Genomic DNA, 21318 nt, shown 5'->3' on the forward strand with positions numbered 1-21318 from the left:
ACTAAATGATTCATCTTTTCCTCATAATAAAATAATTTTTTTTATACTGAATTATTATAATAAAGTTATACAGTAAAAATATGTGAATTTTGAATAATTATATAAAAAAATCCTACGAATCGTTTAAAAAGTGACCGCACTGTAACAAAAGGCTACGTGAGTATCAAGTCACTCATGACCCGTAGGATTTTCTATTTTATGTTATTATACCCTAAACAGCTAACGCTACTATATGTTTATAAACATTGAGTTGCCGTAACAGCCTACTGTTTAAGTAATCGACTATTATTAACCTTTAAATTTTTCTTTGTTTACTGGTACATAGTCAACACCAACTTGCACCATATTTAAACAATCGGCTATCATTAGCCTTTGAATTTAGGGGATGTTGGACATGTTTCAGGTGTTACGTCTTTACGAGTACCAAGAACCGCGCTGCGGTCTGTATAGTGTGTATGTAAAAGTTCGTGTGCCTTATGGCCCAATGGTTCGCCTAAGAAATCTTTGTACAATGTTTGGATTTCTTCATTTTCATAGGACGCAACCCATTTGTAGTTTTCGTCAGCTTCGTAAAGACCGCCGATACGAGCTTCTTTAGTTTTCACCGCTTGCGGCAATTTAGTGCGCGGTTGGCCACCGCCACCAATACAACCGCCTGGGCACGCCATAACTTCGATGAAGTCGTAGTGTTTACCGTTTTCTTTCAATGCATTCAAGAAGTCACGTGTATTTTTACCACCGTGAACAACGGCAACGGACAATATTACGTCATCACCCAATTGAACAGTTGCCTCTTTTACGCCTTCCATACCGCGAACGTCTTCAAGGTGAGTCAACGCGTATGGAGGTGGCTCTTTATCAGTGATGAGCTTGTAAGCCGTACGCATCGCCGCTTCCATAACACCACCTGTGTTACCGAAGATGATGGATGCGCCAGTTTCCATGCCGATTAAGTCATCAAATTGAGATTCTTCTACTGTGTTGAAGTCAATATGTTCCTCTTGAATCCAACGGATGAATTCACGAGTTGTGATGGAAATATCTGTGTCCATGCCAAGGGATTCGTCATTGTGGTAACGAGCCGCTGCATTTTCTTCTTCCCGTTTCGTTTCTGCTTTTTTAGCCGTACAAGGGTTTACAGATATGGATACGATCTTACGAGGATCAATGCCTTTTTTCTCTGCAAAGTACGTTTTAATCATAGCCGCTTCCATAGCGATACAAGAACGTGTGGAAGACAAGTTAGGAATCAATTCAGGGAAATAGATTTCCGCAAAGCGCACCCACGCTGGACAACAGCTTGTAAACTGAGGTATTTGACCGCCATTTTTAAGGCGTTCCACAAGCTCGGATGCTTCCTCCATGATGGTTAAGTCCGCACCAAAGTTAGTATCTACTACATAGTCTGCACCAAGTTTACGCAAAGCACCAACCATTTTGCCTTCCAAGAATGTACCTGGTTCATAGCCAAAGCCTTCACCGATGGATACACGAACTGCTGGCGCTGTTTGGATTACGACGATTTTCTCAGGATCAGCAAGGGCTGCTTTTACCTTTTCAAGCTCGGATTTAGCATGCATGGAGTCGAATGGGCATGCTGCCGCACATTGACCACAATGAATACATACAGGCACATCTCCGTTTGCATCAAGGTCGTAGTAATCAAGTACGCTCATTACATCCGCACAAGCGCGACGGCATAACGTACAGTTTTTGCACTTGGAAATGTCGTGATAAATGGATGGATTGTCGAGTGCAATCGGCACGCGTTTATCGATAAATTCGTATTGAGACATGAGGACCTCCTCTAACAAACTATAACTACCAAACCTATTGGGGCGAAATATGCTAAACTACGGAGCACTGCGCCCAAGCCATACTTCTGCATCTTACCTATAGTATACGATATGGTGAAAGTTTATACTATGTAGAATTGTTACACTTTTGCACAAAATCTCCAAAAAAGTGTAATATAAATCACATTTTACCATAGAAAGATGAATAATTCATCTATCTTAAGAGCGTTAACTAACGTGCCTTAATAAGTGACTTACTTATAGCGCTATAAAAACTAATGGCTTAATTGTTAATACTATAAAAGCTAAAACAAAATTATATTATACATAAAAAACGCACGTTCTTCTAAAGAACGTGCGCCAGTGAAACTTTCACAAAATCATTCAATCTAGACAAGCCTGTACTAATCAATATTATACTCATCTGTAGGATTCAATTATTTACCGCCCCAAATAAGTTGGAATACAGCGTACGCAGGCGTACCTGGCTCAACTTTACGGCTATTTTTATTAACTTGTTCCTCTTTCACAACATAACCTTGTGGGTTATAAAGAGTCACCTTAAGATCCTTAACTTCCCGTTTTTTATGATTGAACTCTTCAGTCACGATGTAGTGGTAACCTTCATAGTCCATAGCTTTAATGTCCATTACCGCTTTTTTATCATCTTTTTTAACGGAATCATTGTCGATAGACCAAGTAACACCATTACTATCAGTGCCTACTGTATACCAATTAGCCGCATCAACACTACCAATACCGCCGATTAATAATGCGCCTGCTGCCAAAACAGCTGCCAATGTTTTTTTCATATTAATACCTCTCAAAGAAAATACAAAAATATACAAACTAGTATATAAGGGAAAACTAAATATTTTATGAAAGACAAACTTATGAACTCAAATCTTAAAGCTTCACATAATAGGTCGAACGGCCACCACCCTTACGCTGGATACTGCCTTTTCTTACAAGTGTACGCACTGCACCTTCAATAGCACTATCGCTGATATTTGGACACCATTCTCTAATATCTTGCTTTGTGAAAGCCCCTAAATGCCTATCGATGGCAGCTTGCACCTGATTCATCGCAGAACCGCTATTTACTAGCAAAGCACTACGATCCTCAAAATCATGATAAGCGGCCAATAACATTTGTAACCAATACCGAATGAAAGCCGTAGGGCAGGAGCTTTCACCATACCACGCATCACTAGACTCGCGTAAAGCCGCATAATACATGTCCTTATTTGCTGCAATTTTAGCCTCTAAGGACACATATTTACCAACCATAAAGCCACTTCGATACAGCAATAACGTCGTCAGCAATCGACTCATGCGACCATTTCCATCATTAAAAGGGTGAATACATAAAAAGTCATGAATAAAAATGGGAATCGCTAGAAGTGGTTCCACCTCGCCATTACCTACAACCCGATTATATTCCGCGCAAATCTGATCGAGAGCCTCCGCCGTTTCATAAGGTGCTAGCGGAGTAAATAATACCTCTGTTCGACCATCTGGATACGTAGCACTAATATAATTCTGTACGCTCTTTAACTGCCCACTACGAACATTAAACTGATAATTATACAAAATCTTGTGCAACTGTAAAATATGGTTCCGAGACAACGATATGGAATCATAACTCTCATGGATAACATTCAATGCATCACGATATCCCATGATTTCCTGCTCATCCCGATTTCGCGGTATCGTCTTGTCAGCCACTAACTGCCGGAGACGTGTACTCGTCGTCACAATCCCTTCAATCGCATTTGAAGCCTCTGTACTCTGTACCTTTGCCAACTCTACAAGCGAGTCTAATATGGCAGGACTCTGTGAAAGCAAAACCTCCTCCTTGCCATTTCCCCGATAAATCCCCGCAATAAGACTCAAAATATCCATCTCCCACGACAAAGATTGAATCTGGCCATACTCAAAACGACGCATACACACACCTCCATTCCGCTCTAATCCCTTATAAATAAAACTATTCCCTTAGATTATACCATAAAATAAGAGAATAATGATTTGACCTATAGTCATCATAGAACTAATCACAGTTGATACGCTAATTAAATTTCATTTCTTTACCTATATTCACTTTTAATAAAAGATATTCCTTGATTTTTCAAATTACTCCAAAGACCTCTTCCCCTCAACTCTTCCTGATTTAGTATTTCATAAATAAAAATCCAATATTCATTAAAATTAAACTCCATTAATCTCTGAGCATGTTCTTTTAAAGTATTTTGTGCATCATGATGCCCAAACTTTTTGCAGTACAAGAAAGATAGTAACTTACAAATACAGTCTCCTCTTAACAAATTATCCATATTAAAAGACTCTATCTCAATATTATATTTAATAGAGAAAAACAAAGCATATGCAACACCTTCATCATTCCTTCTAATAATAGAATCTGTATAGAGTATAGATATAAACTCTCCAATAAACTCTAAAGGTACGTCATAACAATCAAAAATAAAATCATGAAGTAATGGTATTAAATAGGGATAGATTATAGCCCAATGTAATATAGTATCAACAATATAATCCTTTGATTTTTTACTTACATTTAACGATTTTAATACCTTTATTGCATATTTAATAGGTGCCGCATCACCATTATTATTTTGCATAATTTGAAGGGCTTGACCTAAGTAAGCCTTAACAGATTGTATCTCTACGACTCCAAATTTTCCTACTAAAGGCGGTACACCTAAAACATGAACCCATTCACTCTCTGATGTCAATGGTAAATTTAAAATCATCGTTTTAGATTGATTTACAGATAAATTATAGCTTTTAAGCTCTAATACTAAAGATTTAATAAAAGATTCTGCTTCTTCATATGTTTCTGTTACACAATAGTAATCATCAATATTTCTAATAAACTTATACCCAGCTCTATATAAATTATCATCAACACTAACTAAAATTATTTCAGATAAAATATTTGATGTATGGGGCCCAATAAGAATTCCATTAGTCTCACCATTTTTAACATTTCTAACACATTGATCTATTTTATTAAACCACTGTGCATTATCACGAGAACTTCTTTTCGCTTCTTCTTTACCAACCAACGCCCAGCTAAGTGCGTGACTATATATACTTGGATAACATGATTTTATATCACTCTTTACTACATATTTTTTACCAATAGATAGCCTTCTTATAGGATCTCCATCTTCACTCTCTTTTTTATAATTCATTTCAAATATTGCATCACTATTTTCTAGCTTTCTAATATGTACTCTACTAATTTTATAATTATGATTCTATGTTTTTAATCTAAAATAAGATTGAAGCTCCCCATCCCAATACTCTGATAAAACTTTACATAAGCATGCATAGGAAAAAGGTTCTGGTAAACCTAGCTGTCTAGGTATATTCACATTACGAATCGATTCATAATAAATATACTCACTACGCTTTGAGTTACCCAATAGATTAGGATGTTCTATACACCACTGATAAAAATCAAATGAAGAAAAAATAGGTGGTATCTTCTCTCCAAATAATCCATATCCAAGTAATCCTCGATATAACGCTTCAGATGTGATACTTTCCATATGTTCTAAATATGATTTTTCCATCATTTACCTCTTAGCTACACATTGGTATATAAATTATATTATAGAAATACGACTTTCAATAAAACTTATTTCTACGTAAAACTTTAAAGAATTACATTCTTCTTCATTAAAATTAATTACTTTCTAAAAACGGCATATTGGAATCTTTCTCCCGAACGCAAATATCGTAAATTTCCCCATTAGGATTAGAAGAAAACGGGGTATATCTCGTAGGCCGACTTAGCTCGCTTTGGAGGACGTAGAGATATATCTCGTTTTCTAAAACTAAAGAGGAAATTTACCAAATCAAGTGATACACGTGATCTAGATTACTGCCCTCTTCGATTTCAACATTCATATCATCATAAGCTTCTGATTCTTCTAGATTACCTTGTTGATTATAAGACAAAGCGTCAGTAAGACGTGCATATTTAGCTCCACGATCAAATATTGCAGTATAGATGGAATATTCCCCAATATTCTCTACTAATTTTAAACGCACTATAGCACGAGAACCATTTTTTATAATTGTTCTCTTCTATCTGTACATTACTGTACCTTCAATTAACTATTCATATAATTTTCATACAATTTCATTATATCATCATAATTGCAAAATGCTAATAAAAACTCTATTTAATGCATAAAGAACATAAGATTTCCACTCCCGTAACATCGTCTAATAAAGTCCGATGGGATTAAATAATCCAACGGATTTGAAAGCTGATATTTGCCCTGTAAGAGTACTAATAATATAGAAAGCCCCGAACTATTCTGAAAACGACTTAGGTCACTATGGAGTCTTTCAGGATAGTTCGGGGCTACTTATACGTTCTGAGTATCTAAATAGACAGAGCGAATATCAGCTTCTATTAAATTGTTGGATTATTTACCCCATAGGGCCTGCATAACTTCCGCCCCCATGGTATCCGGTTCAATTTTCGTAGGTTTTTGTGCTTGTTTACTGGATAACAATGCTATACCAGCATTGCTATATACTGTTGTATCAAGTTCTGTCCATGTTTTTTCTTTGCGATCGATTCGTACTGTGTAGATATATGTAAAGCCTTCTACATTGTTAATTTTAACAAGTACTGTAGCCGCATCATCTGTTTTATATACAGAAGAGTTGTCAATAAACCATGCCGCATCGTCAGCATCAGCATCGATATAGTACCAGTCAGCAGCACTAGCTTGACCAAAGCCACCTACAAAGAAAACTCCTGCTGCAAACATAGCAGCTAACCATTTTTTCATTTTTAAACTCCTTAACACTAGAGGCGACCATCTAAGATGATCGCCCATGGTTACTTAATCGTTATATAGTGTTTTATATTATTCTACTTCTTCTTCGATTTCAGCGCCTGGAATAACAGCAATACTAGCTACCTTATCACCTTCATCGAGATTTTGTGTTTTCACACCAGAAATAGCTTTGCCCTTCTTCACAGCGATGTCATTCATATTGAAGCGGATGATTTTGCCTTGCTCAGAAATAAGCATAACTTCATCATCATTATGAACAACCTCTACGGCCACTACATCGCCGGTTTTGTTCGTAATCTTAAAGTTCTTAGAGCCTTTACCACCGCGTTTTTGCAATGTGTAAGCTTCCGCATCATTGCGTTTACCAAAACCTTCTTCAGAGATAGTAAACACTTGTGCTTCACTTTCATCAGTATTAAGAACACCAGCGCCTACAACTACGTCGCCTGCATTCAATTTAATACCGCGCACGCCGTGAGCCGCCCGTTTCATGAGGCGCACATCGTGCTCGCTGAAGCGAATAGCGATACCCAACTTAGTGCCAATCAAGATATCTTGGTTTCCAGTCGTTACATTAACGGAAATCAAGCGATCGCCTTCGTCGAGGTTAATTGCATTGAGGCCAGAACGACGGATATTGCGATATTCTTCAATAGCTGTACGTTTTACAACGCCGAACTCAGTGACCATGAATAAATTTACATCTTCATGGACCCGTTCAAGGTCGATCATAGTCGTAACGGATTCGCCTACCGCGAGTGGCAATACGTTAACCATAGCGGTACCGCGAGAGTTGCGAGAGCCTGCTTCCGGCACTTCATACGCCTTGAGGCGATATGCACGGCCTGTAGATGTGAAGAATAACAATGTATTATGGGTCCGCACATGCATAATTTGCGTTACATAATCGTCTTCCTTCGTCTTCATACCGATAACGCCAGCGCCGCCTTTATGTTGGTTGCGATATACGTTCGCATTCATGCGCTTGATATACCCCTGTTTCGTCAAGGTAATAACCATTTCTTCGTCAGCGATGAGGTCCTCCACATCAAGATCGGACGTATCGATGGTGATTTCAGAACGACGAGGGTCGCCGTATTTTTTCTTCATGTCATCAAGTTCGTCTTTGATGATTTGACGTTGACGTGCTTCACTAGCCAAGATAGCTTTCAAATCTTCGATCAATGCCAATAATTCCTTGTATTCCTCTTCGATTTTCTCCCGTTCCAAGCCTGTTAAACGGCGTAAACGCATGTCGAGGATGGCTACCGCTTGTTTCTCTGAAAGTCCGAATTTTTGCATTAATGCATTGCGTGCAATTTCGTCAGTTTGGGAACTGCGGATTGTAGCGATTACTTCATCGATGTGGTCGAGGGCAATCAACAAGCCTTCCAAGATATGAGCACGTGCTTCGGCTTTGTTAAGCTCGAATTGAGTACGGCGTACGATAACATCTAGACGATGATCTAAGTAGTAACCCAATACTTCTTTCAAATTCAATACGCGAGGATGGCCATCTACGAGAGCTAGCATTATCACGCCGAATGTTTCTTGAAGTTGAGTATGTTTATATAATTTGTTAAGTACGATGTCTGGTTGCACGTCAGCCCGTAATTCAATAACAATACGCATACCTTGGCGGTCAGATTCATCGCGAAGTGCTGTAATACCATCGATGACCTTATCACGGCTCAAGTTCGCAATGGTTTCAATGACACGAGCCTTATTCACTTGGTACGGAATCTCAGTCACTACGATCTTATGCTTGCCCTTGGACATCTCTTCGATGGTTGCACGAGCACGCATTTTAACGCTACCACGACCTGTGGAGTACGCTTTTTTGATGCCTTCTCGGCCCAAAATGAGTGCGCCAGTCGGGAAGTCTGGACCTTTAATAGCGGTCATCAATTCATCTACCGTCACATCTGGATTGTCGATGAGCATCGCTAGGCCATTACATACCTCGTTGAGGTTATGTGGTGGAATATTTGTCGCCATCCCTACGGCGATACCACTGGAACCATTGATGAGAAGATTTGGAATCTTCGCTGGCAATACAGTTGGTTCTTGCAAGCTTTCATCATAGTTCGGCATGAAATCAACAGTTTCCTTGTCGATATCGGCAAGCATTTCCGTTGTAATCTTCGCCATACGTACTTCGGTATAACGCATCGCAGCGGCACTATCGCCGTCGATGGAGCCAAAGTTACCGTGACCGTCAACCAAAAGGTAGCGCGTATTAAAATCCTGTGCCAAACGAACCGTCGCATCGTAAACGGATCTATCACCATGTGGATGATACTTACCGAGTACGTCACCGACGATACGAGCGGATTTCTTGTACGGTTTATTTGGCGTCATGCCTGTTTCGTGCATCGCATACAAAATACGACGATGTACTGGTTTCAAGCCATCGCGCACATCTGGAAGCGCACGCATAACGATTACGGACATTGCATAATCGATGTACGCATTCTTCATTTCTTTATCAATCTGAACGGGATGAATATTCCCGTGGGACCATTGTTGGTCTGCCACAATCTCACCTCATTTTACTAACACTGATACTAATTCATCATATAATTATAGCATTTTTGCGTATATAACGCTATATTTTGTAAAAGTTCCTTCCCATTACATGGCCCAATTGTACAACTGTTGCATAGCTGTAATTAATTCTATAAAATATAGTAACCTCTATCTCTTATTCAATGAGCCGCATGTTGTATCATATGATCTAAAATGCTAACAAAATCTCGTTCTACAGCCGAAGTGTCGTTACCAGTACTACCAATACCTGTTAGCATGGTTTCTTTCCAATCATTTTTTGCCATAAATCGAAAGGCGATCAAATACTTAGCTTTTGTTTTGTCCGCTTCTCCTTTTGGTAGATAATAAAAGCCTACGCTTCTATCAGAACGAGGGTGCAATAACGCTGGGTTGTCTTGCGGTTTATACAGGCTATATATAGATTTCATAAAGGTTAGAATATCTCCACCCTTTACAGATTCGTCTACAAAGATAATCTCATCATATGTGAATAGAGATATCTTATTAGTACCTGCTACACGTGTCGCTTTAGACTTAGCTAGCTCCAAGGCTTCCTCGTGCGTCGCCATCCGTATGCCATACTGCTTAGCACGTTCCACTAACGAACCATTCAAATGAACTAAATACGCTTGTGAATACGCAAAATCCGCATCATTTTTTCGCTCGCCACCAGGGGCCGGCAATGTTGGCCGCTTGACTACAGAATTTGTAGTAAAGGAAATACCATTACTTTCATCATAAAACACATACACATTTCGCTGGAATGGCTTCTCCTTCTCCACCACAGACGACTGGAGAACAAGATTCGGATGCACAGCAGCAAACTCCTTCTCCACGCTAGACTTGATATCCTCTGGTGTAGCAGGATCACCATTCTCCGTCGTCCAAATGAAAGAACAACCACTCAACACAACACTACAAACACCAACGATACCTAACAACACATACCTAAACAACCTCATACACAAAACCTCCCCTCTCTCTTTGTAGAAACTATAGAATGAATATGCTGGGATAACTATGGATAGGACTATATTATTATTGATGGGACACCTCTATAGCTAGTGTTTTAAAAAGTGCTATTACCTATTGATGAGCGACTTAGGTCACTATGGAGCGAAGAGATAGGTAATAGCACTTTTTAATTAATTACGTATATAGTTCTCGGGCCCCATCAATAATAATTACCTATTAACTAGTTCATCTAGCATATTCATCCTGTAATTTTCTATTACATTCATAAAGAATTGATTGTGTATCGGATTTTCGCTCATTCCGAATAGATGGCTATTGCAGTCACAGTCGCTACACCCAAAGTTCGGTACATTCCATTCCGCAATAGCTCGCACCGCATCAGCAAGAGCACATTCTACGTCGATTTTGGTTAGATCTACATCTGCACTTTCACGAGCAGCGGAATCATCGTCAGAGAGTTTACCTTTACGCCGTTCCTGAGCAGAAGTTGTCATAGCCTGCGGCCGCCCACTAGTACGAATCGGCAAGCCCGCTATCATTTCACAGTGACCGCGGAAGTAATCTAGATGCCAATGCATTTTCTTCCGTTTTCGTTTATGACGTTCAATGCGTTTCGTTAAATTTGCCTTCGCGGAACCAACATACATATAGTAACCAGGTTTGAAATGCATCATCCCTTTAGACCCGATTTCGAGATCTAGGTCGTGATTGAGGTACATGACCATCACATACACACCACTATCATGAGCCTCTGTGTCGAGGATACTACTTGGATAGGAACATTCATGTGTCACCGTAGGCATGGTGAAAGTCTCATCCCACGCCACAGCCACAGCTTTCCAATCTAATGAAGGTGCCACCTCTTTAAAGGTTTTAGCAAATTCCAAATCCGTATGATAATCTGGCAAGAACCACTGCGCTTGATCCCATTGTACGAGGAATAGAACACCCGTGTGGTAGCCTTCATTTTGTAATTCTTTCAGATGCAATAAATGCTTGCGGCCTCGCTCTGTAATAGCATCAGGGAACATGGCTCCCATCTTAGAGAACAAGGTACACGACTTAACCTCTAGTAAAAACTCATCCCCCTTATCATTGGTGAGGAGCAAGTCAAATCGAGATGATGTGCCATGTAGTTTAACCGTATATTCCCGTCTCACTACGCGCCACTCCTCCCAACCAGGGATACATTTATTTTCAATCAAATGTTCCGCTACATCGTTGCTGTAGTTTGTATCGAGCATGATAACAACGCCATCGCGCTCGATACCTACCACACGGTATTTCGTCTTCGCATCCGGCTTGTCGTGAGGCACGATGTACATCGTTACCCCCGTAAACAAGAGCTCCCACATGCGACCAGGATTTGGCAAATGAGCGAGTACACTTTCACCATTCAAATCTAAAGTCACCACAAAACGATTCGGGCGACCTATGTATGTTGCTTTTAAAATAGTATCGTAAAGGACTTTCATCGTTTCTCCTACATCAAGAACACTCTATATGTCTATTATACGATATGTAACCTTGGGTTTCATCTGTAAACAGTATCGTATATAATGATAGTTAGTAAACAATCAATAATTAATATTAAAAAAGTTCTATTTTTGTAGCTTGAGTTACATTATTGTTTGTTAAAATGGTTTATACTAAGAGCGTCGGGTCAGTATTCTAAATACCCATACTGATCATTACGCCGGGTTTTGATGAGGCATCGCCTAGTTGATCTCATCCCACTTGTCCGTATATATGTGCGAAGCTTTCACAAAACCCTAGGGCGTAAATAATTAATATATAAAGAGTTTTATAGATTAACTAAGTAGTTTTAGCCACTATTCTCCGCAGAGAGGGCTCGAGAAAGGATTTAATATGGCACAAATTGCAGCAAATTTACAACGCATAAAAAACGGTCAACGCCGTTATGCAATTACACCTCGCGTTCCTGCAGGTTTCATTCAACCAGATCAATTACAAAAATATATCGACGTAGCGAATGAGTTCGGCGCTGTTCTCAAATTAACTGGCAGCCAACGCATTATGATTACGAATTTGAAAGCAGAAGACGTAGATAAAGCATGGGAAATGCTTGGCATGGAGCCAGCATACACTGTGTCCAACCGCGTGCGCAGCGTAAAAATCTGCCCAGGTACTACCTTCTGTAAACGCGCTAAACAAGACAGCGTACACCTTGGCATGCAAATCGAACGCAAATATTTATCTCTTGAAATGCCAAGTAAAATGAAAATCGGTGTGTCCGGTTGTCCAAACTCTTGTACTGAAAGCCGCATGAAAGATGTGGGCGTTATCGGTACTGTAGATGGTTGGAATGTATACGCTGGCGGTAGCGGCGGTGCGCATCCTCGCATCGGCGACCTCATCGCAGAAGTTAAAACAGAAAAAGAAGCTCTTGCATTAGTTGATCGAATCATCGCATACTATAAAGAAAACGCACAAATCGAACGCATGGGCGAATTCATCGACCGCATTGGTTTAGAGGCTTTCAAAGCAGCTGTATTGGGCGACCTTGAAGGGGCTCCAGCTGAAAGCAAATCCGAAGAACCAGCTGTGTTCTTGCCTGGTCAAGGTAACGATCCTGAAGTAGAAGCACCACGTCTCGAAGCAGGTTCCCCTATCACTCCAGACACAATTATTCGCGACATCGTTGAAACCTACCCACATGTTGTACCTGTATTACAAGGTATTGGTATGGGCTGCTTAGGTTGCCCATCTGCAACAGCTGAGCCATTATGGCAAGCCGCAGAAATCCACGGTTTTAATGTATACGATTTAGTAGAGAAATTAGAAACAGCACGAAAAGGAGCTTAATATGTCCGCATTCTTAGGTCACATCCATTACTGGTTATATCGCAAAATTCAATTGCTCGTTGAGCGTGAAAATTTGATTTTAGAAAAAACTTCTAAAGTTGTTGATGATTTGGCGGAGGAACTACACTCCATCTCCGTAGATACATACGGCGAGCCAATTAATCCAAGCATTCCCTTGGAAAATATCATCGACCATGGCAATATTCACGGCTGGTTAGCTAACCAAATCAACATTGCTTCCGTTCGTGAAGCAGCTTTCATCAAAGATATGCTCGACACAAATTCCGGCGATGAAGCAGTACACGTAGTAACCGCTATTCTAGATGCCTTTGCAGTACAAGGCCAAGCATGTGGCGTTGTGGCTCAAGATAACCTTGAAGAACACACTGCACCAGCGATTTACAATGCGTTACAAAACTTCTACGTAAATGGCATGCCTTGCGATGGTGGTGACCAAGTGGTTTCTGAAAGCCCAGATGAATTTACCTGGGTTGGCGACCACAGATTACAAGCAGGCTACTGGCGTACAGCGGGCGTTGACCCTAAGTTCATGGCATTAGCTTACCAAACATGGTTCGAGGCCTTTGTAAAAGCTATCGATCCAGCATTTGAACTTGTAACGACAGAAGAAAATGGCACACGTTTATATACCATTCGTAAAAAATAATATAAACTATCTACTCTCAGATATATGTACTGAAAAAGGAGCGTAACTTACGCTCCTTTTTTCATACCTATTTTTATATAAATTATACAATAGCTTAACTATTTTCGAAACTGTAGCCATAAGCACAGAATTGATAAACAATATCATTTATAATACAATTATAAGATAGATATACAACATAGTATGTATTACATTAAACTTTCAATATAAAAATTAGAACTAGGAGGTCCATTATGGCAGGCACAGTTAATCAAGAATTAGGTTTATTATTCCAAGGTCCTAACTATGTAATCGTAAAAAAAGGCGGCAAGGCTGGTGAAAAGGTGGAAAAACATAACCACCCTGAAGCTAATGTCATCTTTACAGTTGTAAAAGGTAAAGTACAAGTGTTCCTTAATGAAACTGAAGAGCATGTACTTGTACCAGGCCAAGTATTGGAATTTAACGGCGACAACTACATCCAAGCTACACTCGTAGAAGACAGCGAATTCGTTGTAAACCTCATTCATAAACCAGAATAAAATACCAAAGGACAGTTGATACAAACAACTGTCCTTTTTATATGGAGTATATATTAAATAGAAATAGTATAATTATTAGGTTTTATATAGCTATTTATTGGTTCAGTTATATCCATAGTTATTAAATACCCATAGAATAATACATAATCTAAAGAGCATCCTTTTAAAAGGAATTATAGATTGTAAATTCACTCACATCAAAGCGTTTTGTATGGCCCGGTGCAGGAACACAGTCTGGATGAGGATAACCAATTGGGAAGATGGCTACAGGAATGATATTATCAGGCAAGTTATATGCCTTGCGTACTTTAGCAGGATCAAAATGAGCAATCCACGTTGTGCCTAAACCTATATCGGCTACGGTAAACATAATGTGGGATCCCACAATGCTAGCATCTACACCCCCCATATCTGTATCATCGTATTCTCGCTTCCAGCTCACCGTATTATCGTAACAAACGATAATTGCTAACGGTGCATTGAAGTGACCATTAGTGCAATCTTTTAGTTTCTTTAAGCTATCTTCTGTATTTAACACGAGCAGTCGTTGTGGCTGATAATTATGCGCCGTAGGTGCTAATCGAGCAACTGCGAGTAACATATCTACCTTCTCTTGCTCCACTGGTCGAGCATCGAACTTCCGAACTGAATACCGCTCTGTGGCTAACGCTTTAAAATCTTTCATTAAATCTCACTCCTTTATCGGATTTATTAAAATGTATTTTAATAAATAACCCCCTAGCTGATACCTCAGCTAGGGGGTTTTGTACTTATTATTTTTTAAGACGGCTAATTACTTCGTTAGTAATGTTTTCGATTTTGCTGTTAGCGTCAGCAGCACGAATTGTGTATGGATCATCCAATACTACGTCCATTTGTTTTTCAACGCGAATAGCTTCAACAGTGTTGTGAATTGCTTGCATCATAGGTTGAGCAATTTTATTGATTTCTTCGTTTTCTTTTTGAAGCAATGGAGCTACAGTTTTGTTGAATTCTGCTTCTGCTTGTGCAGAGTCTTTAATTTTTTCAATTTCTTGAACTTTTTTTTCAATTTGTGGACGGTATTGAGCGTCTACTTGTTGCATTTTCATATCTAATGCACCGTAGCCAGGGTAGCTATTTACTACTTGGCTCATATTTACTAAGCCAATGTTAGCAGCACTTGCTACTGCAGCAGTAGCAGACATAGCACCAACGATAGCTAAGGTAGTCAATTTTTTAGATAATTTCATCTGAAATCCTCCTCGATTAAAAGTGTCACTATACAATCCAATAGTGTACTATTTTTACTATAACAAATCTTGCTAACTTTCACAAGACTATGATAAATAGCATAATAAAGGCCTATGAACTACTTATGAAAGTTATTAGAACTTAAAATAATACCCACAAGCATACTCTGAGACCCTTAAAGCAGTCGATACAGACATATTCAGAACACACATGTGGGCATTTCGGCTTTCACCAATTATTTATGATTTGTCATCAAATTATGGTTTATTATTCACCGAATTATTGTTCATCATTTAAATAGATGTATTTATCGGATTTCAATTTAGATACAAGATCAGGTACCAAACCGATAAGACGATCAAAGCTGCTGCTGTAAGGATTGCCCTTAATGTTGAACAATTCGATGCGGTCACCTTTAATAACAAGGATTGCACTTGGTTCCATTTTGGCACCACCGCCACCGCCGCCAGATTCTTGGCTTTTGTTGGCTGTGCAATGGTTTGTACCAGTACCGAAGCCAAAGGTTACATCAACGAATGGAACGAGCGTAGTATCGCCGATTTGCACAGCTTCACCAACTACAGTTTCCACTTTAATCATATTTTTAAACTTCTCGAATAGGACTTCCAAATTCTCTTTTACATTACTGTTCTCCATCACAGTACCTCCGCTTTTTGTGAAAGTATTATTATTATAGCTATAATAATACAGCTCATATACTCAATTGACTTTATATATCCTTACGCTGTTTGACCCTGTTCGGCTTTTAGCTTTTCTAGCTGCTTTGCTTCCTTCCGTTTAACCCAGAAGACACGCGCACTTTCACCCAATAGGGAACGCATAGGTTTAGATACCAAGAATCTAGTACCATACCACGCCAATACGGCAAGAATCATACGACCTTTAATATGGCCGCTACCTTCAGCTACCCAGTTCACATAATCTATCTCAATAGACTCTGCTTGCTCAGGCCAAATGCTATACAACATAGAGGCAATAAGCCCCATCCGATACGGATCACCAATACCAAATCGGCCCTCTATAGCCATATCACGTGGTTTAGAGTGATTATAGCATCGTTTCGACACAAGGAATATCTGACGCCACAACTCCGTATTTCTCAAGTGTTTCATGAACCAGAATGTAGGAATTTCAGACTTGAATGATGCTACCGGATCATTGGGATCAGGCTTTCCAAAACGTTGTTTCACAGTCGTTTTAATATCATTTACCTTTGTAAAGACCTTTTCCTTGATAGAGCCGTCACTATTGAAAGTAACATGACTTATTACTTCATCATCATCTTGAATATGAGCCGTTGGATCTTGTTGTATCGAATCATACCGCTCAGCACGAGCTTGTGCATCCATATCCTTAGATGCCGCATCAGGTCGCTCAATGCGCTCCTTTGCCCTAGGTGCGCTCCCCGCCCCTGGTGATTCGTCATCATCAAAGCTTGTATCGGAGCCTTGGGCGCTCTTCAAGTCATCAAAGCTTGTGCCGCTAGAGCTTGCAGTTGGACCTTGTCCGCCGCCTTGCATAGCCTTTGCAAAAGCTTCTGCTTGTGATATGTCGCCGTCATCATCCATTACCTTTTGATATTCTTCATCTACACGATTTTCAAGCCATTGTTCATAGTCTTTCACAGGACCGATCTTAAGTACACCTAAAACGTATAATTCCTTAAAAAATGGTTTATTTTGAATGTACGCTAAGTGGAGTGAAAATACGCGCCACAGCCATTTGATACGCAGCTCGCCACGATATGGCGTCCGCCCATCAATTTCGATGCTATATGTGATTGGTGCCAGTAGGATAGTCAAGATGAGTGCTACAATGATGGCCACAATAACGAGGGCCACAATAGCCACTGTACTCAACCACATCACCTCCTTAGGTGTTCCTATGATTAGTTTTCAATGCCCTTTCGAGCCATTACGCCTTGTAAGTAGTAATGTTTAATCTCTTTCATCTCCGTTACGAGATCGGCCTCATCAATTAATTCTTGAGGAGCCCCACGGCCCGTAAATACGAGTTCTGTTTCTGGATGACGAGCATCGAGTAAAGCTTTAGTTTTATCCCATGTAATGAGTTCAAAGAAAAGAGCCATATTGTACTCATCAAGTACAACGAGATCGTACTCACCACTGCTGATAGCAGCGAGTGCACGTTCATAGCCTTTTTCAATGAGAGCTACATAATCCTTCGGAGGATTACCAGACTCAAAGACAACGACTTCATCGCCCCATTTAGCAAGTTCATCCTTACTCTTCATGCCTTCTTTGATGATAAAGAATGGCTTGCCCACAGTTTCTAATGTTAAATTTGTTAAGGTAGGTAAAATAGTATGCTCACTATATACTTTAGATTTCATAAATTGTAAGAAGAGGACTTTCTTGCCAGCGCCGATGGCACGAATGGCTAGGCCGATTGCGGCAGTTGTTTTGCCCTTGCCTTCGCCGGTATAAACTTGTACATAGGCCTTCATAGATATACCTCCATTCATATACTTTTATTTTACAATATATATATACAAAAGGAAAGAAAAAGAACTTGCTATGAGCGCATATGCACGCATAACAAGTTCTTTTTAGGTCTTATATAAGCTTTTATATTTCTAATTGCTAATTGGTAAGAAAATCATAGGATCTACAGGCGTATTATTAAGGCGTACCTCGTAATGAACGTGGGCACCCGTACTTTTACCAGTACTACCCATCAAGGCTATGGTTTGACCTTGTTTCACGCTCATCCCTACCGTTACCAATACGGCACTATTATGGCCATAACGGGTAACAAAGCCATTGCCATGATCGATTTCAACGAGGTTACCATAACCGCCGCTTGTATACCCTGCAAAGGTTACCACCCCTGCCGCAGTAGCCACGATTTGGGAACCATAGTCATCGGCAATATCGATACCTTCATGGAATGCACCAATAGCACCCGTAACAGGGTCAACACGGCTACCAAATGGAGATGTAATAACGCCCTTACTTGGCCAAATACTAGGTGTCGTACTATTCACAGCACCACCAGAACCAGCGGAGAAGTTGATGGATTGTAATGCCATCAAATCTTGTGCGCCACCATCGCGAAGGATATTGCGCATCGTATAGAAACTAACAAGCAATTTTTGTGCTTCCTTATCCATTTTGGATAGTCGAGCCGATAATTGTGCCGCTGTTAACGTCTGTGCTTCACTATTATCAGCGGCTTCCTGCTTTGGGTCGCTACCATCCCCGCCACCTTGAGCTGGTGTGCCAGATTCAGCGCCCTTCAGCATTTGCTTATTCTCTTCACTAATTTGATTTAAGTTTTGGATTTTCTTATCCAGAACCTCTGTTTTTTGTTGTAACAATTTTAACTGTTCCGATTGCAATTGCGTTTGTTGACGTAATTGCACAACCTCAGCCTGGCGCACGATGCCCCAAATACCGAGTACCAATGCCAAGACCAATACTACAGAACCAATAATGGCAACGAGTTTCGCTTGCTTGGTAGTTAATGTCAATATGCAGTTGTCACCATTTCTTTCAACTTTGTTTGAAATGAATGCCGGTATTTTCAACATAAAACTTCCTTATTTCGAAACGATAGCGCTCGTCAACGCTTCCTCATTAGTACGCTCACCCAACGCTTCGTTCAAACTTTCTAATTCTTCTTGTGAAAGACTTACTAAACTTTTACCTTTCACAATAGGTTTACTAAAAATACGAGATTCGCTACGACCGTAAATACTAGAGATACAGATACCATTATTGTTGCCATCTAGCAAGGTAAGCGCAAAGGACAAATCATTTCCGATATTTTCAAAGGCATTATACTTAATAAAGCCAATTTTTTGTATCGTATTACTCTGAATATTGCGGATTGCCACTTGCTCGGATAACAAGGACTCAAGGCCCTTCGCAGCATCGCGAATTTCACTGACCTCTACAGATAATTTACGCTCTAGGCTCGCACCATGCTCCCCTTGCATAAAGAAATCGTATTTCTTTTTCAAGCTACCTAAGCGGATGTGTAAGATTACACAATATACGAATAACACTATAACAAGAACGATGGTAACCATGCCTATCCACGGTTGAATCGATTCGAACATGTATTTTCCTTCCTATACAATCATCAAAACTCCAACAGTTAATTATACCATTCCAATTGTGAAAGTTAAATGACTGCATGCAATTTAATTTAATATATCTAATATAGATAAACGATATCTATATAACAATTTATATAGCAAGTATGTAATGTATATCTAAATGTATGTGTTACATACATATTACAATGCTATTTATTAGGCTATTTATCAGCCCTCTAGTTCGTCAACAAATGGGCTTATTGCTCGTTCTAGTATACCATGTAGAGCTGCTATGAGTACACCGTAATTTACAATGGGTGTACCTTGTACAACAGCGCATTCTATACGACGTAACACCTCACGGCGTGTTAACATACAAGCACCACAGTGGATGATCAAATCATACTGTGATACATCCTTAGGGAATGCTCCCCCACTAGTGAATTCTAACTGTAAATCTGTATAGCCTTGCTTTTTTAAAAGATTAGGTATTTTTACAGTCCCAATATCATCGCATTGACGACGATGTGTACAACCTTCACTGATAAGTACCTTGGAACCAGCTTTCAAATTCTTAATAGCCTTAACACCAGTTACTAAATCCTGTAATTTTCCCTTGAACCGCGCCATCAAAATAGAAAAGGATGTCAATGGAATCGAATCGGGTGTCAACTCATCAACCCGATCAAATGCTTGGGAATCACAGATTACCATTTTAGGGGGATTCTTAAGCGAGTGAATCATAGCCGGTAATTCTTCTGTTTGGCAGACTAAAGCTAAGCCTTTATGATCGAGAATTTCTCGGATAGTCTGTACCTGTGGCAAGATGAGTCGCCCCTTTGGTGCGGCACTGTCGATAGGACATACAAGAATGATTGTATCCCCCTCTTCAACTAAACCTTGTAAAAGAGTTTGCTCCCCTTCTACATCAAGTGGTGTTAGCCCACCGAGTAGATCAAGCAACTCTAATCGTTTCGCATCAGATGTGAAGTCAGCAGAGCCAATGACAGTAACCAATTCAGATAAACCCGTATGATCTGCTATATAACGCTCTCCCAGTATATCTCTGCCTATACTAGCTTTAGACTCCGTTAAATTGTTTGGCACCGCATTAATCTCATTAATGAAAAGTGCAACAGGTACATTATTTTGTTTCAAAAGACCTAACCAGTGCATATCGTCGGAGGTTGGCTCTTCATCGGTGCGAAGCACATAAACAGCCAAGTTAATCTTTTTCACGACCTCTTCGGTTTTCTCCATGCGCAATGCACCTAATTCAGTTGTATCATCTATACCAGCAGTATCAGTAATCACCACAGGGCCAAGTGGTAAGATTTCCATAGCTTTGCTTACAGGATCTGTTGTAGTCCCTGCCACATCGGATACTAACGATACAGGCTGATCAGTTAACATATTGATCAATGTAGACTTACCAGCATTACAACGGCCAAAAAAGGCAATATGTATGCGGTTTGCCTTAGGTGTTTGTTCCATAACCTATCCTTGTTACTTAACCTTCACATATATTACAAAATATATTATAAAGCTTCTGATAAATTATCTAATAACTTATCATATTATTTATTATAATCTCTTTAGAATACAGTAAAAGCGCAGCCCGTAGACTACACTTTTACTGCAGATTGTTATTATTACTATTACGACTATTGCAATTGCTATAGCTGTTATTATTGTTATTGTTGTTACTATTATCGTTACTATTATTGTTGGTGTTACGGCTATTGCTATTGCTTTTGCTTTTGCTTTTGCTTTTGCTTTTGCTTTTGCTTTTGCTTTTGCTTTTGCTTTTGCTTTTGCT

At 39.7% G+C, this 21318-nt stretch carries 21 protein-coding genes; 3 read left to right on the forward strand and 18 right to left on the reverse strand.

What is annotated here, in order from left to right:
* Nucleotides 1-365: 365 nt before the first annotated feature.
* The 10 genes from ACGHIY_RS09555 to sfsA form a co-directional block, all read right to left on the reverse strand.
* A complete protein-coding gene (locus ACGHIY_RS09555; RefSeq protein WP_316073838.1) occupies nucleotides 366-1796 on the reverse strand; it encodes a [FeFe] hydrogenase, group A in 1431 nt (476 codons plus the stop codon).
* A 437-nt stretch (nucleotides 1797-2233) separates the two neighbouring features.
* The gene (locus ACGHIY_RS09560) at nucleotides 2234-2608 is read right to left on the reverse strand and encodes a hypothetical protein (RefSeq protein ID WP_004694437.1); all 375 of its coding nucleotides are present in this window, start codon (nucleotides 2606-2608) and stop codon (nucleotides 2234-2236) included.
* Nucleotides 2609-2702: 94 nt separating this feature from the next.
* Entirely contained in the window at nucleotides 2703-3746 is a 1044-nt protein-coding gene (locus ACGHIY_RS09565) for a Fic family protein (protein WP_390525513.1), read from the reverse strand.
* Between the two features lie 140 nt (nucleotides 3747-3886).
* Nucleotides 3887-5014 (reverse strand): RNA-directed DNA polymerase, encoded by a 1128-nt coding sequence (locus tag ACGHIY_RS09570; protein ID WP_390525514.1) that lies wholly within the window; start codon nucleotides 5012-5014, stop codon nucleotides 3887-3889.
* Nucleotides 5015-5080: 66 nt separating this feature from the next.
* On the reverse strand, nucleotides 5081-5401 hold the full coding sequence (locus ACGHIY_RS09575) for a hypothetical protein (protein WP_390525515.1): 321 nt from the start codon (nucleotides 5399-5401) through the stop codon (nucleotides 5081-5083).
* Nucleotides 5402-5675: 274 nt separating this feature from the next.
* The gene (locus tag ACGHIY_RS09580; RefSeq protein WP_390525516.1) at nucleotides 5676-5879 is read right to left on the reverse strand and encodes a hypothetical protein; all 204 of its coding nucleotides are present in this window, start codon (nucleotides 5877-5879) and stop codon (nucleotides 5676-5678) included.
* Nucleotides 5880-6262: 383 nt separating this feature from the next.
* Complete coding sequence (locus ACGHIY_RS09585; protein ID WP_004698032.1) at nucleotides 6263-6634, reverse strand: hypothetical protein; 372 nt, start codon at nucleotides 6632-6634, stop codon at nucleotides 6263-6265.
* A 78-nt stretch (nucleotides 6635-6712) separates the two neighbouring features.
* Nucleotides 6713-9181: a DNA gyrase subunit A gene (gyrA, locus tag ACGHIY_RS09590; RefSeq protein ID WP_390525517.1), complete on the reverse strand. Its 2469-nt coding sequence runs from the start codon at nucleotides 9179-9181 to the stop codon at nucleotides 6713-6715.
* Between the two features lie 170 nt (nucleotides 9182-9351).
* Nucleotides 9352-10155 (reverse strand): hypothetical protein, encoded by an 804-nt coding sequence (locus ACGHIY_RS09595; protein ID WP_390525518.1) that lies wholly within the window; start codon nucleotides 10153-10155, stop codon nucleotides 9352-9354.
* Nucleotides 10156-10377: 222 nt separating this feature from the next.
* Nucleotides 10378-11643, reverse strand: coding sequence for a DNA/RNA nuclease SfsA (gene sfsA, locus ACGHIY_RS09600; protein ID WP_390525519.1), 1266 nt, complete (start codon nucleotides 11641-11643; stop codon nucleotides 10378-10380).
* A 394-nt stretch (nucleotides 11644-12037) separates the two neighbouring features.
* Here sfsA and ACGHIY_RS09605 point away from each other — a divergent pair, with 394 nt between their 5' ends.
* From ACGHIY_RS09605 to ACGHIY_RS09615, 3 genes are all read left to right on the forward strand, one after another.
* Nucleotides 12038-12994, forward strand: coding sequence for a DUF1858 domain-containing protein (locus ACGHIY_RS09605; protein WP_004694418.1), 957 nt, complete (start codon nucleotides 12038-12040; stop codon nucleotides 12992-12994).
* 1 nt (nucleotide 12995) lies between these two features.
* Nucleotides 12996-13661, forward strand: coding sequence for a hypothetical protein (locus tag ACGHIY_RS09610; protein WP_119563120.1), 666 nt, complete (start codon nucleotides 12996-12998; stop codon nucleotides 13659-13661).
* A 233-nt stretch (nucleotides 13662-13894) separates the two neighbouring features.
* Entirely contained in the window at nucleotides 13895-14182 is a 288-nt protein-coding gene (locus ACGHIY_RS09615) for a cupin domain-containing protein (protein ID WP_004694414.1), read from the forward strand.
* A gap of 163 nt (nucleotides 14183-14345) precedes the next feature.
* Here the strand turns inward: ACGHIY_RS09615 and ACGHIY_RS09620 are convergent, their stop codons facing one another.
* From ACGHIY_RS09620 to hydF, 8 genes are all read right to left on the reverse strand, one after another.
* Complete coding sequence (locus tag ACGHIY_RS09620) at nucleotides 14346-14867, reverse strand: nitroreductase family protein (RefSeq protein WP_390525520.1); 522 nt, start codon at nucleotides 14865-14867, stop codon at nucleotides 14346-14348.
* A gap of 88 nt (nucleotides 14868-14955) precedes the next feature.
* Nucleotides 14956-15414 (reverse strand): OmpH family outer membrane protein, encoded by a 459-nt coding sequence (locus tag ACGHIY_RS09625; RefSeq protein ID WP_004698051.1) that lies wholly within the window; start codon nucleotides 15412-15414, stop codon nucleotides 14956-14958.
* A gap of 280 nt (nucleotides 15415-15694) precedes the next feature.
* The gene (locus ACGHIY_RS09630; protein WP_004698027.1) at nucleotides 15695-16072 is read right to left on the reverse strand and encodes a GerW family sporulation protein; all 378 of its coding nucleotides are present in this window, start codon (nucleotides 16070-16072) and stop codon (nucleotides 15695-15697) included.
* Between the two features lie 83 nt (nucleotides 16073-16155).
* Nucleotides 16156-17295: a hypothetical protein gene (locus ACGHIY_RS09635; protein WP_390525775.1), complete on the reverse strand. Its 1140-nt coding sequence runs from the start codon at nucleotides 17293-17295 to the stop codon at nucleotides 16156-16158.
* A gap of 29 nt (nucleotides 17296-17324) precedes the next feature.
* Nucleotides 17325-17903, reverse strand: coding sequence for a cob(I)yrinic acid a,c-diamide adenosyltransferase (locus ACGHIY_RS09640; protein ID WP_004694402.1), 579 nt, complete (start codon nucleotides 17901-17903; stop codon nucleotides 17325-17327).
* Nucleotides 17904-18032: 129 nt separating this feature from the next.
* Nucleotides 18033-18989 carry a M23 family metallopeptidase gene (locus ACGHIY_RS09645; protein WP_008714564.1) on the reverse strand — a complete coding sequence of 319 codons (957 nt, stop codon included), beginning with the start codon at nucleotides 18987-18989 and terminating at the stop codon, nucleotides 18033-18035.
* A 9-nt stretch (nucleotides 18990-18998) separates the two neighbouring features.
* The gene (locus ACGHIY_RS09650; RefSeq protein ID WP_004694397.1) at nucleotides 18999-19520 is read right to left on the reverse strand and encodes a DUF4446 family protein; all 522 of its coding nucleotides are present in this window, start codon (nucleotides 19518-19520) and stop codon (nucleotides 18999-19001) included.
* Between the two features lie 207 nt (nucleotides 19521-19727).
* Nucleotides 19728-20993 (reverse strand): [FeFe] hydrogenase H-cluster maturation GTPase HydF, encoded by a 1266-nt coding sequence (hydF, locus tag ACGHIY_RS09655; protein WP_195213403.1) that lies wholly within the window; start codon nucleotides 20991-20993, stop codon nucleotides 19728-19730.
* Nucleotides 20994-21318: the final 325 nt, after the last annotated feature.

The sequence above is a fragment of the Veillonella parvula genome (genome assembly GCF_042850485.1).
In the GTDB taxonomy this organism is placed as follows: Bacteria; Bacillota; Negativicutes; order Veillonellales; family Veillonellaceae; genus Veillonella; species Veillonella parvula_Q.

Coding starts and splice junctions, on each gene's coding strand:
- ACGHIY_RS09555 (WP_316073838.1), bottom strand. CDS start 1,796: ATGTCTCAATACGAATTTATCGATAAACGCGTGCCGATTGCACTCGAC.
- ACGHIY_RS09560 (WP_004694437.1), bottom strand. CDS start 2,608: ATGAAAAAAACATTGGCAGCTGTTTTGGCAGCAGGCGCATTATTAATC.
- ACGHIY_RS09565 (WP_390525513.1), bottom strand. CDS start 3,746: ATGCGTCGTTTTGAGTATGGCCAGATTCAATCTTTGTCGTGGGAGATG.
- ACGHIY_RS09570 (WP_390525514.1), bottom strand. CDS start 5,014: ATGAATTATAAAAAAGAGAGTGAAGATGGAGATCCTATAAGAAGGCTA.
- ACGHIY_RS09575 (WP_390525515.1), bottom strand. CDS start 5,401: ATGATGGAAAAATCATATTTAGAACATATGGAAAGTATCACATCTGAA.
- ACGHIY_RS09585 (WP_004698032.1), bottom strand. CDS start 6,634: ATGAAAAAATGGTTAGCTGCTATGTTTGCAGCAGGAGTTTTCTTTGTA.
- ACGHIY_RS09595 (WP_390525518.1), bottom strand. CDS start 10,155: ATGAGGTTGTTTAGGTATGTGTTGTTAGGTATCGTTGGTGTTTGTAGT.
- sfsA (WP_390525519.1), bottom strand. CDS start 11,643: ATGAAAGTCCTTTACGATACTATTTTAAAAGCAACATACATAGGTCGC.
- ACGHIY_RS09605 (WP_004694418.1), top strand. CDS start 12,038: ATGGCACAAATTGCAGCAAATTTACAACGCATAAAAAACGGTCAACGC.
- ACGHIY_RS09610 (WP_119563120.1), top strand. CDS start 12,996: ATGTCCGCATTCTTAGGTCACATCCATTACTGGTTATATCGCAAAATT.
- ACGHIY_RS09615 (WP_004694414.1), top strand. CDS start 13,895: ATGGCAGGCACAGTTAATCAAGAATTAGGTTTATTATTCCAAGGTCCT.
- ACGHIY_RS09620 (WP_390525520.1), bottom strand. CDS start 14,867: ATGAAAGATTTTAAAGCGTTAGCCACAGAGCGGTATTCAGTTCGGAAG.
- ACGHIY_RS09625 (WP_004698051.1), bottom strand. CDS start 15,414: ATGAAATTATCTAAAAAATTGACTACCTTAGCTATCGTTGGTGCTATG.
- ACGHIY_RS09630 (WP_004698027.1), bottom strand. CDS start 16,072: ATGGAGAACAGTAATGTAAAAGAGAATTTGGAAGTCCTATTCGAGAAG.
- ACGHIY_RS09640 (WP_004694402.1), bottom strand. CDS start 17,903: ATGAAGGCCTATGTACAAGTTTATACCGGCGAAGGCAAGGGCAAAACA.
- ACGHIY_RS09645 (WP_008714564.1), bottom strand. CDS start 18,989: ATGTTGAAAATACCGGCATTCATTTCAAACAAAGTTGAAAGAAATGGT.
- ACGHIY_RS09650 (WP_004694397.1), bottom strand. CDS start 19,520: ATGTTCGAATCGATTCAACCGTGGATAGGCATGGTTACCATCGTTCTT.
- hydF (WP_195213403.1), bottom strand. CDS start 20,993: ATGGAACAAACACCTAAGGCAAACCGCATACATATTGCCTTTTTTGGC.